Here is a 17,555-nt window from a genome sequence, read left to right as displayed (position 1 = left end):
ACATTATGGAGGCAACGTTCAACAGACTTATTCGGCTGTACAAGCTTTTCATTATTTTTCAAGGGGTAATGGCGCAGACTTCGAAGAATGAAGATGAAATCCGACAAATTATTGAACGAGGGTTATTCATATTGAAAGCGTTCGTCCATTCCTGTAAAATGATGAATGGAAAATGGAGGTATTCATATTGACAATTTCATTGACGCACGCCGTCTTATCCATATTGATTTTCATTGTCATGTTTTTTGGTATCGGTTTCTTATTGAATATGCTTCTTCGAATGAGTTGGTTAATGGCCATTATTTATCCAATTGTCGTCGTGTTGATCATTGATGAAGTAAAAGTGTATGAATACTTCACAACACCGAAGTATGCATTCCAATTACTTGGTGAAAAAATTATGGCACTCCATTCGATCGATATTATCATTTTAGCAAGTGGGCTCGTAGGAGCAATCATTTCAGGCATTGTTATTAAATTATTGAGAAAACAAGGTTATCAAATGTTCTAATTTAGAAAAGCGATGCCTGGAGACTAGACAAAAAACGGTATGTTCAAGCGATTTTACTTGAACATACCGTTTTTCATTTCAAACAATAAATGTATAGATGACAACGGAGATGAGAATACCGGTGAGGGCACCGGCGAAAACTTCACTCGGCTTATGACCTAGTAATGTTTTCAACTCTTGTATTTTTTGTTGACCATCCTTTTGTTGCCAGCCTTTCGCTTCTTGAACGAATGTTTGGAAATCGACCCGCATTTGATTGATGACGAGGGCTTGTTGTCCTGCCTGATAGCGGATCCCAGTGGCGTCAAACATGACGATGACCCCGAAAATGGCGGAGACGGCAAAGAGTGGTGAACCAAGCCCTTCTTCATAAGCGATCGCAGTCGTTAACGATGTGACGGCGGCTGAATGGGAGCTTGGCATGCCTCCTGTTGACGTCATTAGTTTCCAGTCCAGTTTACCATTCAGGAAATAATGGATAGGTATTTTAACGAGTTGAGCAAAAACGATACCGAATAATGCCGCAAGGAGCGGGGTGTTGTGTAAGATGGCCAATTGGTTCCCCTCCAATTTCAAAACGAAAATACTACTGCCAGTATACCACACCCATACGAGGGACAAAACCGATTGTATAGTTTCCAAACGAATTCATACTAATGGTCGAATAGGTGGATTATAATGAAAGTATGGATGATAAAGGGAGGCTGTTAAATGAAAGCAATTATAATGGAACCAGATTTTAGTAAAGTGTCGGCAGATGTTCTTGTCATCGGTGTTCCGGAACATCCGGAAAATATAACAGGATGGGAAGATTTCGTCCAATCTTTCAGCCCACGTTTACCGGAGTGGCTGAAGTCTGGAGATATTCAGACAGATTTCGAAAAAATTGTCAAAATACCGGCCCTTGAAGACCGGACATATAAGCGTGTGCTTTTTATCGGTCTTGGCGCGCAAAAAGCGTTGACAGAAGATCGTTTACGTCAAGCATTTGCCGGCATCGGTAAAGAATTGTTGAAAGGGAAAGCCCAGTCTGTTGCCATTTGGACCGCCCCCTTTACGAATGACAAACTTACATGCGAAGATGTGGTATTTTTAGCAACGGAAGGGATGGGACTCGGTACTTACCGGTTTGAAGGATACCGTACGGATTCCAACGAACGTGATGTGACGCTCGAAACCGTAACTTTTCTTTCCGAGGCGGATGCGGCTGAATTGAAAGCCGCTTTTGAAGTGGGCAATGTGCATGCCGGTGCGGTCAATGAAGCCCGCACGCTTGTCAATATGCCGCCCAATGTATTGACGGCGACGAAAATGGCGGATTATGCGCGGGAAATGGCCCAGAAATATGATTTTGAAATCGACGTGCTTGGCAGAAAAGAGATGGAAGAACTCGGGATGGGCGCCATTTTAGCGGTCAATAAAGGATCGGTGGAAGAACCGCAATTGATCGTCTTGAAATATGCGGCTACCGAACAATGGGAAGATGTCATAGGCCTTGTCGGGAAAGGAATTACATACGATACGGGCGGATATTCATTGAAACCGAAGGACGGCATGGTCGGGATGAAAGGCGATATGGGAGGCGCTGCCGCTGTACTTGGTGCCATGAACATCATCGGGGAGTTGCGCCCTGCGAAAAACGTCATCGCTGTCGTTGCATCGACGGATAATATGATTTCCGGGGAGGCATTTAAACCGGATGATGTCATCACTTCCTTAAGCGGTAAGACGATCGAAGTGTTGAACACGGATGCGGAAGGGCGGCTGGTACTCGCAGACGCAGTGACCTATGCATTGCAAGCAGGGGCAAACTCAATCATCGATGTCGCAACACTGACAGGCGGTGTCATTATTGCACTTGGGCATGATAAGACAGGGGCATTGTCGAATGATGAAGGCTTCTTTGAAGAATTCATGCAGGCTTCTTTGGAGACGGGCGAGTTTGTTTGGAGGCTTCCGTTGACGGATAGCGATAAGAAACGGATTCGTAAAAGTGAGGTGGCGGACTTGAATAATTCACCAGGACGTGACGGTCATATGATTTTTGGCGGTGGTTTTGTCGGTGAATTTGTCGGTGACACCCCTTGGATCCACTTGGATATCGCCGGCACATCGGATGCGTCTGCAGCTCATGAACTCGGTCCAAAAGGTGGGACGGGTGTCATGGTTCGAACTTTGGCAACGTTCATTGAACGGCTGGCCGACCCAGATAATTCAGCCGAGTAGGCATTGGTCTCTATTCCCAAGTTTCCACTTGAATAGGATAAGTGGGAAAGGGGGATGGAAAATGCCTAGAGGATATGGTGGCCATGGTGGCTATGGTCGCGGCGGCCGCGGCGGTGGTTTTGATCGTGGCGGTTTCGGTCGCGGATTTGATTTTGGAGGATTTGGCGCTCCTTTTATCGGCGGATTTGCGGGTGGTTTATTAGGCAGTGCGTTATTTCCAGGGTACGGAGGATTTGGCGGATATGGTGGTGGTTTCGGCGGATACCCACCGTACGGATTTGGATATCCAGCTTACCCTCCATACGGTTCTCCATATGGCTGGTGGTATTGACCGGCCAAATAGCCCTGCTTGTGCAGTGAAGAATTGCGTAAAGGTATAATTGATAAAATAAAAACACGTAAGGCAACTTGAACATCTAGTTGCCTTACGTGTTTTTTTATTCCGGTTTGGATTGTTTCGCTTTTTTCACAACTTCTGCAAGATCATCTCCGACGGTCAATTTGGTCGGTTTGACACCGGATAGATAGGCGGCCCGTCCCATTAAATGGCCACCGATCGGTGACGTGATGAACAGAAAGGCAATGGCGAGAAGAAGCTGGATGCTGATGTGATCTTTATTCCACCAGAAATGCAAAAATACACCTACTAAAATGCTGAGCACGCCTAATGTCGCGCTTTTAGAGGCGGCATGCGCCCGCGTATAGACGTCGGGCAGGCGCAACACACCAATGACTGCCACGACGGTGAACAGCAACCCGACTAGGATGGTTACGACAATGAGGAAGTTAGCGATTACGGTCATGTTCGATAATTTCCCCTTTCTCGATGAATTTGGCAAATGAAACCGTGCCGATGAAAGACATGATGGCAATGAGCAAAATGACTTCCATGAAAAAACCGGTATCGAATAAAATCGATAACAAGGCGATGGATGAAATAAGCATAACACCGATTGCATCCAGTGCAATAAGCCGATCCGGATTGGATGGTCCGCGGAATACACGGTACAGTAGACAGGCCATCGAGAGAATAACAACGATGAGACAAATCCAGAAAAATGTCGTCATGGGCGGCTGACCTCCTTAATGGCTTTTTCGAATGTATGCTTGATGGAATCGACGGCCTCATCGACATCATCCACGTCAATGGCGTGGATATAGAGTGTCCGTTGGTCGTCCGAAACGTGCAAAACGATCGTCCCTGGTGTCAAGGTAATAAGACTGGAGAGCAAGGTAATTTCCCAATCATGTTCAAGATCTGTCGGCAACGCGAAAATCATCGGTTGGATGGTCATCTTTGGTTGCAAAACGACCCGTAATACTGAAATATTCGATAGCGTCAGTTCTTTGAAGAACAGAAGTGTCAATTTAAAGGCTGCCCATAGACGTGCGATATACAGTCTTTCCTTGAAAAAGCGTCTCGTCATCATGATGAGGATCAATCCGATCAAATAACCGATGATGAAAGTGGAGGCACTTGCCGAGCCGCTCACAAACATCCAAACAACTGCGATGAAAACGTTCAGTATGAGTTGAAAAGCCATCGACATCTACTCCTTTAACACCGCATCAATATAGATGGATGGTTGTAGTAATCCGTTCGTTGCGTCCGTCATATAAGGGAATAGCCATTCCGTGCCGACGCCGTAAAGCACGGATAGAATGACGAGGACGACAGCGGGCATCATCATGTTCCGATACGGACGACGATCTGTTTGCGGGATAGCAACTGGCTTGCCCCAAAACGCATAGATAAAGATCCGGATGACCGATAACAGAACGATCAGACTGGATGCGAGTAGAATGATCGCTCCCCAGCTGTTCCCCGCTTCGAAAGCCCCTTTGACGATGAGCAGCTTTCCGACAAATCCACTGAGTGGCGGAATGCCCGCCAGCCCGAACGCCGCGATGAGATAAAACCACCCGAGTGGCGCATGGGTTTGTATCAATCCGCCCATTTTGCGTAAATTGGACGTCCCTGTGACGTAAATGATAATGCCGATCAGCAAGAACAAAGCCCCTTTGATAAGCATGTCGTGGATCAAATAGAAAATCGCACCGGCAAGCCCGGATTCGTTCATCTGTGCAGCGCCGTATAAAATGACACCGACTGCGATGACAATGTTGTAAATGATAATCTGCTTCAAATCGAAATAAGCGAGCGCCCCGATGCATCCGGCAATAATCGTTAAAATGGACAAGACAGAAAGGATTTCATGTGTAAATCCAATGTCATGCACGAAGAACAATGTATACGTCCGCATGATGGCGTAGACGCCGACTTTCGTCAACAGCGCACCGAATAGTGTCAATACGGGAATCGGCGGTGCGGCATAAGATCCTGGCAACCAGAAGTACAGGGGAAAGATAGCCCCTTTAACGCCGAAGACGATCAGTAGCAGAATCGCAATGACTGTAATGATCCCCGGTTGTCCCACCTGCGCGATCTTCACTGAAATATCCGCCATATTCAACGTTCCAATGACGGAGTAGAGAAAGGCAACCGTAATGACAAACAACGCAGACGAAATGACATTGACAAGCACGTATTTAATCGACTCGCGAAGCTGTTTTTTCTCCCCGCCTAGAACAATTAGGACATACGATGCAATAAGTAACACTTCGAAGAAGACGAATAGATTGAAAATGTCCCCTGTCGTAAAAGCGCCATTGACACCTGTCACCATGAAAAGGATCGCCGGGTAATAAAAGAAACGTTCCCGTCCTTCTCCGATGGACGAAAAGCTGTATATGACGATAAATAAAGTTAGTAAAATCGTCGTCGTCACGAGCAACGCAGCCAACATATCGGATACCATGGAAATCCCGAATGGTGCAGGCCAACTGCCTAAGGTGACTGCTTGAATGCCATCCGCTTTCACTTTGAACACAAGGAACAATGCGGCAACCAAGCTGGCAAGGAGCCCAATCAACGTCAGTGAGCGCTGCACACGGATATTCTCCTTGAAAAAGAGCAGGAGAATCGCGAACAGAAATGGCAAAATGATGGGCAGTAAAGGTAGATTAATCATGCTCGTCATTTCCCTTCAAAAGATTCATATTATCTGTTTTGTGGACCGCATAGGCCCGGTAAGCGAGCACCAGAATGACGGCGGTCACTCCAAAACTGATAACGATCGCCGTCAAAATAAGGGCTTGTGGCAAAGGATCCGCATAATCCGTCACCCCATCCGCTAGTACTGGCGGGGAAGTACCGCCGAGGCCGCCCATCGTCAAAATGAGTAAATGAGCACCATGGCTGAGCAAGCCTGTCCCTAAAATCACTTTCAGCAAGCTGCGGGAGAGGATCAAATAGACGGCGGCCATGAAAAGGATACCGATAACAATTGCCATAACGAATTCCATTAGGCGTCCCCTCCAATCGATTGAATGATCGTGATTGCGGCACCGACAACAACTAAATAGACACCCGCATCGAAAAGCATCGCGGTGTGCAAGGATGTGACACCGAATAACGGTAGAGTGAAATCGTCGAATGCATGCGTGAAGAACGGCACATTAAAAACGAGTGAAGCGGAGGCCGTTCCGAGTGCCAACAACAACCCGATTCCCGTCACAATGGTAAAGTTGAACGGCAATGCTTGTTTAACTGTCTTCAAATCGAAAGCCAGCAATAACAGGACGAGCGCCCCCGTTGTCAGCAAACCGCCGACAAAGCCGCCCCCGGGTGTGTAATGCCCCGCGAAAAAAATATGGATGGAAAAAAGAAAGATGATGAAAAACACGACTTTGGTCGTCGTCTGTAAAATGACATCATTTGTTTTCATCTGCCCGCTCCTTTCTCGCCAATCGCAGACGGATCATCCCAAGGACACCGATGCCTGCAATCGCTAAGACGGCGATTTCAAACAACGTATCAAATCCACGGTAATCTACGAGAATGACGTTTACGATATTTCCACCGCCGGCTTCGGTTGCTACGGTTTCTTTGTAATAGTGTGAGATCGAAGGCAACAATTTCTGTGAATGCGCAGACAAGGCGACCAGCGTAACGGTTACACCGATACCCGCGGCAATGATGAGATTCGCGATTTTGTTCCGTTTCGTTTGTCCATGATTACGAAGAGCCGGCAAATGCTTGAAGGCCAACAGGAACAGTGCGACAGAAACCGTTTCGATGACAAGCTGTGTCAATGCTAAATCCGGCGCCTTGAAGATAACAAAGAATAAGGCGACCGAATAGCCGACAGCACCGAGTGCGATAATAGCCGCCAATCGAGTTTTCGCCAAGACAACCATGCAAACGGCAATGATCAGAATAACCGCCGTCATCAATCCATAGGCATTCAACGCTGAAAAGCTGTCCATATCGACAACGAACGCTTCCTTGATAAACAAAGTGGCCGTCGTCAAGGCGATGATAAACGCAAACATATACAACAAATACGTCCGAATCAGCCCGGTCATATAAAAACGGGATAATTGGTTCATCCCTCTTTCACCAAATAACATTGTCGCATCATATAAGGCATTCAACGACAAAGATTGTGGTTGAATATCGTAAAGCTTTTGCCATTTGGCAAGCGTCAAGTATAGAATCGCTCCAACTCCGACAATGGCAATGGTCATCCATAATTCGGTGGAGGCAAACCCATGCCAAGCTGCAACATGAACAGCGACATCAGAAGGATGGTTGTACAATGCCGGTTGAATGGCCATCACCGCCGGCTTGACAAACCATTTCCCGATCACATTCGGAATGAAGAAAATGCCGACGACCAGTGCTGCTAGAATGACAGGGGAAATGAGCATCCCGAATGGTGCCTCATGCGGCGTATTTGGAAGAGGCTCTTTTTTCCGTTTTCCTGCGAATGTTTTGAAAACGAAATAGAAACTATAGATAAATGTGAAGACACTTGCAATCCAAGCAACGATTGGGAACAGCATGCCCCAAGTTGCAAAGTTGAACAGTTCAAAATGTTGAATGGCCAACATCGATTGCAGGAACATTTCCTTGCTCAGGAAACCGTTGAAAGGCGGCAATCCTGCCATCGACATCGAACCGATGAATGCGACCGTAAAACTGACAGGCATGATGCTCATCAAGCCCCCGAGCTTCCGAATATCCCGGGTGCCCGTTTCATGATCGACAATTCCGGCAATCATGAATAGGCTGCCTTTGAAAGTCGCGTGGTTAATTAAGTGGAAAATCGCTGCAAACGTTGCGAATTTAAATAATGCATCGTCGCTATGAAAAGCGATCGCACCTGCACCCAGTAACGACATAATCAGCCCGAGCTGACTGACCGTAGAGAAAGCAAGGATCGCTTTCAAATCGATCTGTTTGACGGCAAAGAATGATCCCCAGAACAACGTCAGAAGTCCGATGCCCGTCACTAACCAAACCCATACTTCCGAAACAGCAAAAATCGGTGTAAAACGAGCGACAAGGTATAGGCCTGCCTTCACCATTGTGGCGGAGTGCAGATAGGCACTGACAGGTGTAGGCGCTTCCATCGCATCCGGCAGCCAGATGTAAAACGGGAACTGAGCCGACTTCGTAAATGCGCCAAGTAAAATGAGAATGAGCGCAAGGGTAAAATACTCATGTCCGATAAAAGAAGCGGAATTGGCAATCAGTTCTCGAATGGAAAACGAATCGCCCATGATGCCGAGCAACACAAATCCCCCAAGCATCATCAGTCCGCCGAAAACGGTGATCATCATCGATTTCAACGCACCGAAGCGCGAACGGTCCCGCGTATTCCAATACCCGATAAGTAGGAATGAAGAAATGGACGTCAATTCCCAGAACAGATACAGCGAAATCACATTATCCGATTGTACAACACCGAGCATCGCACTCATGAAAAGAAGCAAATAGACATAGAAATGATGCAACTTCTCCCGGCTCTTATCGAGATAAAAGATCGAGTAGAGCACCACTAGTGCTCCGATTCCGGTAATGAGTAATGTGAACAGCAGGCTCAGTCCATCCAAATAAGACACAAACGAAATGCCAAGTGATGGAATCCATTGCAATTCGGATACGGCATGTCCACCATCCATAATCGATCGGGCGAACCCCGCATAATAGATGAATAGAACAACCGGTACGAACAACACAAACCAGCCGGTATGGACGCCATTCAGCTTCTTAAAAAGCAAAGGAATAATGAGTGCGACCAACATCGGTAAAAAAATCAAATACACGAATTCCAAAAAATCCCTCCTTTTTCTGAACGCAAAAAGAGTCTGTCACCAAAGGGCATAGATATCCCTTGGTGACAGACTCCTCCAAGAACGTGCATTCAACTTATTGAAGCCAATATACCATAGCCTCAGAAATTTGTAAACATGAAATAATAGTTGCTAGGCACTTACACAATAGATGCACCTCGAAATGTGTACAGGCTTGGCAACCGCGTTTCTGCTATGATAGAAATATAGAATCAACTGTTTTTGGGGTGTCTTATGAAAAATCCATATTTATTCGGCTACTTGCCGTTCGTCACCATTTGTCTATTCAGTTTGACATTCGGTGTCTATACAGTAGGACTATCCGTCGATTTCTTTAAGGAAATCGGTTTATATGCAGGCATGCGGGAGTTTTTATCAGACTTGCAACTGCGCATTTTCCTGCTAGTCATGTATGCTCTTCTTTTTTTTATGATCTTTTCTGCGCTGAAACTGATTGCGGAGACGATCCACGAAACGGCCATGTTGTTGTTTTCCAAAGACGAGGAAGGCAAGTCGTTTAGTGAAGCGCGGGGCGGGAACGTCATTTACTTTTTCGGCTCCCTCGCTTCAGCCGGTGGAATCCATTCAATATACATTCTAGCGGCGGTGTTCCTTCTGACCACTTTCGTCTATTTTGTTTATATTGTCTATAAGATGAGCCGATTCATGACGATGACCAATACGATTGGTCTAATCATATTTGAAATCATCATTTGGTCTGTGCTCATTTCCAGCCTTATCTATATTGTACTGAAACTGTATAACGGCGTAATAGCGAGTTTGCCTTTCTAGTCCCGTAAAAGGGCGGAGAAAACTCGCAAATGCAGTTTCTGATCGCTGAGCCATTTGACGGATTGGGGTTGATCATAGCCGATCCAGACAGCGGTCGTATAGTTGTCATTGAGGCCGCCTACCCATAAATCCTTATAATGGTCTGTCGTTCCTGTTTTGGCACCCGTATAAGGAAACGCATACGAAATGCCTTTTCCAGTACCGTTGAGTACGACATCGGATAATAAATGGCGTATCTTCGTCACGGTAGCCGGGGACCAGACCTCTACTTGTTCGTCCGACCACTTGTAAAGGACATTCCCTTCTTTATCTTTGACAGCACGAATGGCATGTACAGGTGTGAAGGTGCCATCTATGAAACTCGTATAGGCACCCGCCATCTCCAATGGCGTCATTCCTTTTGAAAAACCTCCCAGTGCTGCCGCGTAAGTCCAATCTTTTGTTGATACCGACTGAAATGCAAAAGGGTCAAGAAAACCGAATGCCTTTTCAATTCCGACCGTCCGCAATAGCCGGACAGCAGCCGTATTATGACTATGCCGAAAAGCCTCTTTAACGGAAACGTTGCCATACACATAGCCGCCGATATTGGTCGGGCAATATGAGCCAATACAGATATTGCCACTGTTAATTAACGTATTTTCCGTATAGGATCCACTTTCGAAAAGGGGAGCATAGACAAGCAACGGCTTGATGGCGGAGCCGGGTTGCCGTACCGCTTGAAAGGCACGGTGGAAATCAGCTTTTTTATAATGACTTCCCCCGAATAGACTGACGATTTCCCGCGTTTCATTGTCGATGACAGCGGCGCCCGCTTGCACGTTTGCCGGCTTCAAGAGGGAAGATAAGGTCCGCTCGTCCTGGCGTTGCTTGTGCGGATCTAGGGCTGTTTCAATCACCATCCCCTTTGTCACCAATTCATCTCTCCGTTGTTTCACCTGTGCTAAAAGAGCCGCTCTTTCAGCATCGCTGTCCACATTGGCAATTTTGTCCTTCAACCCTTCCGATTCAGCGATCAGATCGGAAAGTTCGGCAAGAACATACGTCTGATAAGCGGGGAATTGATTTGCTTTCTTTTTGACCTGTAATTCGATTGGCAGCGCAGCAAAGGCAGCGGCCTCCTCCGCGGTTAGGAAGCCGTTTTTGGCAAGTGTGGAGAGCAACCGCTCCTGTCTTTGTTTTGTCCGTTCGAAATGCTCCAAAGGGTCATATAATGAAGGGTTATTCGGAATTGCAGCGATGAAAGCCATTTCCGCTTCATTCAACTCGTGCAAAGGTTTGCTAAAATAATAAGTTGAGGCAGCGCCGATTCCGTATACCTGGTTGCCAAAATACATTTCATTCAAATACATTTCTAGAATTGCTTCTTTCGTTGCCTGCTTTTCCAATTCCGCAGCGTAAAAAAGCTCGGTCACTTTCCGTTCATAGGTCTTATCAGTTGACAAGAAACGCATGCGGACCAATTGCTGGGTAATGGTGGAAGCCCCTTGTCTCACATCATCGTTGGCAGCATTGACAGCAAATGCACGGACAATCGCTGCCACATCATAGCCCCGATGTTCAAAAAAGCCCTGATCTTCACTTTCTAAAAAAAGTTGCCGGACAAACAGGGGGATGTCCGACAAGGGAAGCGGTTCGCGCCACTCTACATACTCTTCCGCAAAAATATGGCCATGTCGATCTTTCATCACAATCGGCACGTCAACTGGAGGAGAGGACAATTCGATGGCGTCACTGATATGGTGTTTGAAAGAATCGGCATGTTGCCATTCATCTGCAATCGCTTTTTGGACGAACCATAAAATGGGAACTGCTATCAGTATCATCATAAAGCCGAAGACCTGTTTCAAAACTGCCCCTCCATTTAGGAATATTTAACTTTTTTGTGCCTGTTCTTCACTTGCCAGAAAGTCTTCAAAATCGATCCCAGGCCTGCGGTTTGCATAAAATAGAAATGCAAAGCCAAGGAGGAATAGAAGCCCGGTTACAATGAAAACGGAGGAGATGCCGATAAATGCACTTAGAATCCCGCCGAACATCGGACCGATAATATTTCCCAGGAAACGAAAGCTTGTATTGTATCCCATCACTTCACCTTGGATATGAACCGGGGCCTCCCGTCTGATCAATGCGGTCGTCAGCGGGATCATCCCGCCTATCGCGATTCCGAAAAGGATGCGTAAAATAATCAGATGCCATAACTCGGTGACAAACGCTTGAGGAATAATGAAAACAAATGACAGAACGAGCAATAGCGATAACACTTTTTCATAGCCGATATCATCTCCAAGTTTCCCCCACTGACGGGCGAATAGGAGATTGCCTAAACCGGTGGCACTGAATGTCAGGCCGGCAAGAAACGCAACATCTTTTGCTTCTGTTAATTGTGCGACGTATAGCGATAATAACGGTTGGATGCTAAAATTGCCGATTTGGATTAAAGAAGTAACAATCATCACGTTCAGCATGAGGCGGTGATGCAGCAATCCACTCAAAATGGATTTGCGTGAATAGGGGATCGCTTTTGTGCTTTTCACTCGGATTTGCTCCCGAATGCCGAATAGCACAAGAAGCGCAGCGATAATGACGGAAATGGATGTGATGACGAAAGTGTATTGAAATCCGAAGGCATCCGCCAACAATCCGCCAAGCAATGGACCGAATAATGTACCCGTCACGCTACCCATCTGTAACGTCCCAAGCATTTTTCCCGCTTCCTCTTTTGCAGTCTGTGAAGAAATGAAGGCAAGGGAAGTCGGTATGAAACCGGAAACGACGCCGTTCAGAAGGCGCAAGATGAAAAATGTTTCGACTGAGTTGACAAAGCCCATCAAGAAGACAGACGTCGCAATCCCGAAACCATTCACAAGCAAGATCGGTTTAAACCCATATTTGTCGGCGACTCGTCCCCAAACGGGAGACATGATAAAGGCTGTGACAAATGTCGCACCGAAAATAAGGCCGGCCCACTTTTGCACATAGGCATCCGAATAATCGCCAAATGTCTCAATATAGAGCGAAAGAAAGGGCATGATCATCGTCATAGTCCCTGCTACGAGTACGTTAGAAATCCAGATAATGATAAAATTCCGTTTTTGCACGTTCAAATAATAACCTTCTTTCCATAGCGTGCTCTTAACTAGTATAAAACATTTCGATATTCGAAGGAAGAAACGTGCTTAAACATCGAAATCGACGAATTGATATGATAAAATAGGTCAGGGTGAATGAAAGTTGAAAAAAGTGTCTATTTCTCTATTCTCGCTCTTTGCTCTTATCCTATTAACCGCCTGTGGAACAGGCAATAAGATCTTGGAACTGGAGAAAAAAGAACAAACGGCAGGACCTGCTCCTGTTGAAGAAAATAGTGTGAACGATCAAAAGGAGGCAACAATTATGTATCCACAATTGTCAAATGAAGTAGCAGAAAACGAAGCGCTCGTTGTGATGAACACAAACCAAGGCTCAATGAAAATTAAACTTTTCCCAGAGCAAGCGCCTAAAACAGTCGAAAACTTTTTAACACATGCGGAAAACGGCTATTATGACGGTATCATCTTCCACCGTGTCATTAAAGATTTCATGATCCAAGGGGGCGACCCGACTGGCACTGGAATGGGCGGGACTAGCATCTACGGCGATACATTCGAAGACGAATTCACGATGGACCTCTTTAATTTACGCGGGGCGCTTTCCATGGCAAATGCTGGTCCTGGTACGAATGGTAGCCAATTTTTCATCGTTCAAGCATCGCAAGCACCAGGTTCAGCTGAACAAATGAAACAAGGCGGCTGGCCGGAAGAGATTGCTGAAGCTTATGAGAAAATGGGCGGAACGCCACATCTTGACCAAAAGCATACGGTTTTCGGACAAGTTATCGAAGGCATGGACATTGTCGATAAAATTGCATCCGTGAAAACAGGCCGACAAGATAAGCCGGTTGAAGACGTCGTAATCGAATCAATCGAAATTCTTCAAAAGTAAGCGTCATGTGAAAATAACGCAGCGAGGAAGTGTATGTAATTGAACGCACTTTTAATGCCGTTCCTTTACTTTCCGGAAGATAAGTCAGAATATATACCGGCGGCCATTTCGTTTGTATTTTTCATGATTCTTTTAATCCTCACCTTTACATGGATTAGGCGCAATTCGAAAAAACAAGAAGCCGAGACGAAAGAACTGGAAGAACGCATCTTGCGTGAACGCCGTGAAGCACAAGAAAAACAGCATCCTCAAAATTGAGGATGCTGTTTTTGGTGTAGAGACTAAAGTCTTGGTTTGCAATCAAACACTGATTTAGTGCAATCAAACAGCTTCTGAGTGCAAGCAAAATTCAATGGAGAGCAACCAAACATCATAGGAGTGCAAGCAAATCTATCGATCATCCGTTCATCGCCGTGATGAAGCGTTTTACACCTTCTTCGATCGTGGCACGAGGCGCCGCCACATTCATGCGGAGGAATCCGCGACCGGCTTCACCATATTTCGTCCCCGGTTCGAGAGCAAGTTTCCCTTTGTGCAACAGCTTGTCCATCATTTCTTTTTCTGTCAAACCTGTGTCCCGATAATCCATCCACAGCAAGTATGTTCCATGCGGTTTGGCAATCTTCAAACCGGGTACTGCTGTTGTCAGTTCACGGATTACATAATCCATATTACCTGAAACCGTCGTGAGTAGTTCTTCTAACCAAGGACCGCCTTCATTGTAAGCGGCTGTCAATGCCGCACCTGCGAATGCATTTAAATCCATTTGACCGTGGAACATCGCATTCATGCTCAACTTCTCCCTGACATTTTCGTCAGTGGCAATCATGAGTGCCACTTGGACTCCTGCAAGGTTGAACGTTTTTGTCGGTGCTACACAAGTGATGATCCGATCCACTTCTTCTCCCGCCAAAGTTGCGAGTGGCAGATGAGTGTGACCCGGGAAGACGAGGTCAGCATGGATTTCATCCGATAAAATAAGTACATCATATTTTGCGCAAAGTCTCAGCATTTCTTTTAATTCATGCTCTTTCCAGACAATGCCGCCGGGATTATGCGGATTACAGAGAATGAATAATTTGACATTTTGTTGCAGGCATTTTTCGAACGCCTCAAAGTCGATTGAATAGACCCCGTCCTGTTCATTCATCACGCATTCGATGACCTGGCGCCCTTGTAGTTTAGGGATATGGAAAAACGGCGGATACACAGGGGAAGTGACAAGAATGCCATCGCCCTCTGAAGTGAAGGTTTCCACGACGGATGCAATGGCAGGAACAACTCCCTGATGAAACAGCATCCATTCATTTTTCGTATCCCAACCATGACGCTCCGAAAGCCACGTGCGGACTGCGTCTTTGCATCCTTCACAAATGTAGGAATAGCCGAAGACAGGATGATCCAGCCGTTCTTTGATGGCATCGATGACGGCCTCCGGAGCCGCAAAATCCATATCGGCCACCCACATCGGCAAGATATCGGATGCATCTTCAATGCCGTAAACGACCTCCATCCGATCCCATTTGACAGACCTTGTCTGACGTCTATCTATCATCTGTTCGAATATACTCACGAATATCTCCTCTTTCCTTTTTTCTTTACTATGTTATCATAAACATGACAAAACAAAAAAATAAGGTGACTCATCGTGCGAACAATCGAAATGAATAAAAAAGCGATTGCCCTTCTCGAACAATGGGATCCATTCGACGCAGGTGCAAAAGCATATGAACTGGAAATTGTCGATGTCGTTTCAGAATTGCATCGTCTCGACCATCCGACAGATTTGGCCAAGCGTATTCGGGAGATTTACGAGCATTCTTATGAATTATGGATTCCGATCGAAAACTGTGTACAAATTTCTTACAAACTTTTAGCGATAAAATACGAGGCGAAATGTATCGTTTGACCTCTGAGCCGTGCCTGATTTCGGGATGCGGCTTTTTTAATTTTTATCAAAACGCCAAGAAAAAGTTGGATTTAATAACAAAAATCACTTGAAATCAAACTATTGCATCCGATAGTAATAAAGGTATGCAGGACTTCCTGCTAAGAAAATAATGGAGAGAAGGATTGAAAGAGATGTTTCAGTTTAAAAGTATTAAAACCAAGTTACTGAGTGCATTTTCAATTGTTATTGTACTCGTCATCTTGCTTGGTATTTATAACATTTCAGTCGTTGTGAAAAGTAATCAGAACGCGGAAATGATCATAGAGAAAGAGCTGCCGTTATTGATAGCTAATGAGCAGATGGCATTGACGATGGCGAATCGTATATCGACCGCCCGCGGTTATGTACTATACGGCGGCGACTATAAAGAGCGGTTCAATGCCTATACGGAACAAGGGAAGGAATATGAAGCAATTATTAGAGGCATACGCGACTCCGAAGAATTCGACCGCCTGATTAAGAAGACAATCGCTTGGCGGACGATGGTCGATACGGAAGTTTTTCAGGAATATGATAAAGGAAACGAAGAATTGGCCCGTCGGAATTTACAGGCATCCACCGAAATGGTCCGGGAAGTCATGTCTGGTTATGAAAAAATGGCTAAAGATAGTGAAGCGACGATTAACGAAGTTGAACAATCGATTATCGAGAGTGGAGAAGCGACATTACGAACTGTTGCGATTGTCACCGTTTTAGTCATTTTACTAAGTACAGCGGCAGCGCTAGTGACTGCTAATTCGCTCTCTAAACCGGTCCGAATGGTAACTGATCGGATGAACAGAATAGCAAGTGGGGATTTAAGCGGCGAGCCGCTCGAAAGTCGATCAAAAGACGAAGTGGGTCAACTTGTGAATGCCATTAATGAGATGAGTGGCAATACTCGTCAATTGGTCAATGATATCAATGTGGTTTCCGGTTCAGTAACAGGCCAAAGTGAAGAGTTAACCCAATCCGCAACTGAAGTGAAAGCGGCGACGAATCAAATTGCGACGACGATGTATGAAATGGCGGAAGGGGCAGAAATGCAGGCCAATCATGCAGGTGATTTGGCGCAGTCGATGGAAGCATTCTCCCATAAGGTAGAGGGAGCGAATGAAAAAGGAGAACAGATCCAACAGTCATCTGAAGAGGTACTCACAATGACAGCAGAAGGAAGCCGCCTGATGCAATCATCTAGTGAACAAATGGAAAAGATCGATCAAATCATACAAGAATCCGTTCGAAAAATTCGAGGCTTGGATGAGCAATCCCAAGAAATCTCCAAATTGGTGGAAGTCACTAAAGGTATTGCAGATCAAACAAATCTCCTCGCTTTAAACGCAGCAATCGAAGCGGCAAGAGCGGGAGAACACGGAAAAGGGTTTGCGGTTGTAGCGGAAGAAGTAAAAAAACTGGCCGAACAAGTGGCCGTGTCTGTCACGGATATTACAAGCATCGTTGGAGGCATTCAGCGGGAATCTAGCTCCGTGGCGGAATCATTGCAAGTGGGCTATGAAGAAGTGGTAAAAGGAACCGAGCAAATTCAAATTACGAACAAAACATTTGGACAGATCAATCATGCGGTCACTGATGTGGCACAGCATATCCAGTCTATCTCCGAGAATTTAGCTGATATCACAGCAGGCAGTCAAGAGATGGGCAGCGCTGTCGAAGAAATTGCAGCCATCACCGAGGAAGCAGCAGCAGGCGTCGAGCAAACATCCGCCTCCTCTCAACAAACAAGCAGTTCAATGGAAGAAGTGGCAGGAAGCGCCGAACAACTCGCCAAATTGGCTGAGGAGCTCAACGGCTTAGTACAACAATTCAAACTATAAAAAGGAAAAGACCCATGGATATGGAAATCCATGGGTCTTTCTGTTCTTCATATCTATGTTTCATGTTTGAAAAGGA

General features: G+C 45.8%; 19 protein-coding genes. 8 read left to right on the top strand and 11 right to left on the bottom strand.

Features of this window, described 5'->3' with window-relative positions; all coding sequences use genetic code 11:
* Positions 1-172: 172 nt before the first annotated feature.
* Entirely contained in the window at positions 173-511 is a 339-nt protein-coding gene (locus tag MHZ95_RS12155; protein ID WP_239390891.1) for a YuiB family protein, read from the top strand.
* Positions 512-589: 78 nt separating this feature from the next.
* On the opposite strand, the gene MHZ95_RS12150 is transcribed toward MHZ95_RS12155, so the two are convergent.
* Complete coding sequence (locus MHZ95_RS12150; RefSeq protein ID WP_239390890.1) at positions 590-1,066, bottom strand: divergent PAP2 family protein; 477 nt, start codon at positions 1,064-1,066, stop codon at positions 590-592.
* Positions 1,067-1,222: 156 nt separating this feature from the next.
* Here MHZ95_RS12150 and MHZ95_RS12145 point away from each other — a divergent pair, with 156 nt between their 5' ends.
* Complete coding sequence (locus MHZ95_RS12145; RefSeq protein ID WP_239390889.1) at positions 1,223-2,737, top strand: leucyl aminopeptidase; 1,515 nt, start codon at positions 1,223-1,225, stop codon at positions 2,735-2,737.
* A 61-nt stretch (positions 2,738-2,798) separates the two neighbouring features.
* On the top strand, positions 2,799-3,068 hold the full coding sequence (locus MHZ95_RS12140) for a hypothetical protein (RefSeq protein WP_239390888.1): 270 nt from the start codon (positions 2,799-2,801) through the stop codon (positions 3,066-3,068).
* A 106-nt stretch (positions 3,069-3,174) separates the two neighbouring features.
* On the opposite strand, the gene mnhG is transcribed toward MHZ95_RS12140, so the two are convergent.
* Genes mnhG through MHZ95_RS12105 form a run of 7 tightly spaced genes read right to left on the bottom strand, consistent with a single transcriptional unit; the run spans position 3,175 to position 8,920 of the window.
* Positions 3,175-3,540, bottom strand: a complete 366-nt coding sequence (gene mnhG, locus MHZ95_RS12135; RefSeq protein ID WP_239390887.1) for a monovalent cation/H(+) antiporter subunit G — start codon at positions 3,538-3,540, stop codon at positions 3,175-3,177.
* Positions 3,524-3,805 carry a Na(+)/H(+) antiporter subunit F1 gene (locus tag MHZ95_RS12130; protein WP_239390886.1) on the bottom strand — a complete coding sequence of 94 codons (282 nt, stop codon included), beginning with the start codon at positions 3,803-3,805 and terminating at the stop codon, positions 3,524-3,526. Before MHZ95_RS12130 ends, mnhG begins: the two co-directional genes overlap by 17 nt.
* A complete protein-coding gene (locus MHZ95_RS12125) occupies positions 3,802-4,281 on the bottom strand; it encodes a Na+/H+ antiporter subunit E (RefSeq protein ID WP_239390885.1) in 480 nt (159 codons plus the stop codon). The genes MHZ95_RS12130 and MHZ95_RS12125 overlap by 4 nt, the downstream gene beginning before the upstream one ends.
* Positions 4,282-4,287: 6 nt before the next feature.
* Positions 4,288-5,769 carry a Na+/H+ antiporter subunit D gene (locus MHZ95_RS12120; RefSeq protein WP_239390884.1) on the bottom strand — a complete coding sequence of 494 codons (1,482 nt, stop codon included), beginning with the start codon at positions 5,767-5,769 and terminating at the stop codon, positions 4,288-4,290.
* A complete protein-coding gene (locus MHZ95_RS12115; protein WP_239390883.1) occupies positions 5,762-6,103 on the bottom strand; it encodes a Na(+)/H(+) antiporter subunit C in 342 nt (113 codons plus the stop codon). Before MHZ95_RS12115 ends, MHZ95_RS12120 begins: the two co-directional genes overlap by 8 nt.
* Positions 6,103-6,525 carry a Na(+)/H(+) antiporter subunit B gene (locus tag MHZ95_RS12110; RefSeq protein WP_239390882.1) on the bottom strand — a complete coding sequence of 141 codons (423 nt, stop codon included), beginning with the start codon at positions 6,523-6,525 and terminating at the stop codon, positions 6,103-6,105. The genes MHZ95_RS12115 and MHZ95_RS12110 overlap by 1 nt, the downstream gene beginning before the upstream one ends.
* The gene (locus tag MHZ95_RS12105) at positions 6,512-8,920 is read right to left on the bottom strand and encodes a Na+/H+ antiporter subunit A (RefSeq protein ID WP_239390881.1); all 2,409 of its coding nucleotides are present in this window, start codon (positions 8,918-8,920) and stop codon (positions 6,512-6,514) included. Before MHZ95_RS12105 ends, MHZ95_RS12110 begins: the two co-directional genes overlap by 14 nt.
* A 252-nt stretch (positions 8,921-9,172) precedes the next feature.
* On the opposite strand from MHZ95_RS12105, the gene MHZ95_RS12100 reads away from it, so the two are divergent.
* Entirely contained in the window at positions 9,173-9,730 is a 558-nt protein-coding gene (locus tag MHZ95_RS12100; protein WP_239390880.1) for a DUF5366 family protein, read from the top strand.
* Here MHZ95_RS12100 and MHZ95_RS12095 read toward each other — a convergent pair.
* Together MHZ95_RS12095 and MHZ95_RS12090 are read right to left on the bottom strand one after the other, a co-directional pair.
* Positions 9,727-11,580: a transglycosylase domain-containing protein gene (locus MHZ95_RS12095; RefSeq protein WP_239390879.1), complete on the bottom strand. Its 1,854-nt coding sequence runs from the start codon at positions 11,578-11,580 to the stop codon at positions 9,727-9,729. The two genes, MHZ95_RS12100 and MHZ95_RS12095, sit on opposite strands and share 4 nt — an antisense overlap.
* Before the next feature lie 24 nt (positions 11,581-11,604).
* Positions 11,605-12,837, bottom strand: coding sequence for an MFS transporter (locus MHZ95_RS12090; RefSeq protein WP_239390878.1), 1,233 nt, complete (start codon positions 12,835-12,837; stop codon positions 11,605-11,607).
* Between the two features lie 127 nt (positions 12,838-12,964).
* On the opposite strand from MHZ95_RS12090, the gene MHZ95_RS12085 reads away from it, so the two are divergent.
* Together MHZ95_RS12085 and MHZ95_RS12080 are read left to right on the top strand one after the other, a co-directional pair.
* A complete protein-coding gene (locus tag MHZ95_RS12085; RefSeq protein ID WP_239390877.1) occupies positions 12,965-13,714 on the top strand; it encodes a peptidylprolyl isomerase in 750 nt (249 codons plus the stop codon).
* Positions 13,715-13,753: 39 nt separating this feature from the next.
* Complete coding sequence (locus tag MHZ95_RS12080; protein WP_239390876.1) at positions 13,754-13,972, top strand: hypothetical protein; 219 nt, start codon at positions 13,754-13,756, stop codon at positions 13,970-13,972.
* A 139-nt stretch (positions 13,973-14,111) separates the two neighbouring features.
* Here the strand turns inward: MHZ95_RS12080 and MHZ95_RS12075 are convergent, their stop codons facing one another.
* Positions 14,112-15,287, bottom strand: a complete 1,176-nt coding sequence (locus MHZ95_RS12075) for a MalY/PatB family protein (protein WP_239390875.1) — start codon at positions 15,285-15,287, stop codon at positions 14,112-14,114.
* A 75-nt stretch (positions 15,288-15,362) separates the two neighbouring features.
* On the opposite strand from MHZ95_RS12075, the gene MHZ95_RS12070 reads away from it, so the two are divergent.
* Positions 15,363-15,623, top strand: a complete 261-nt coding sequence (locus MHZ95_RS12070; RefSeq protein WP_239390874.1) for a DUF1871 family protein — start codon at positions 15,363-15,365, stop codon at positions 15,621-15,623.
* Between the two features lie 173 nt (positions 15,624-15,796).
* Positions 15,797-17,479: a methyl-accepting chemotaxis protein gene (locus tag MHZ95_RS12065; protein WP_239390873.1), complete on the top strand. Its 1,683-nt coding sequence runs from the start codon at positions 15,797-15,799 to the stop codon at positions 17,477-17,479.
* Positions 17,480-17,555: the final 76 nt, after the last annotated feature.

It is taken from the genome of Sporosarcina sp. ACRSM (assembly GCF_022346545.1).
GTDB lineage: Bacteria > Bacillota > Bacilli > Bacillales_A > Planococcaceae > Sporosarcina.
The sequence above is the reverse complement of the archived record's forward strand: the minus strand, read 5'-3'. Positions and strand labels throughout refer to the sequence as shown.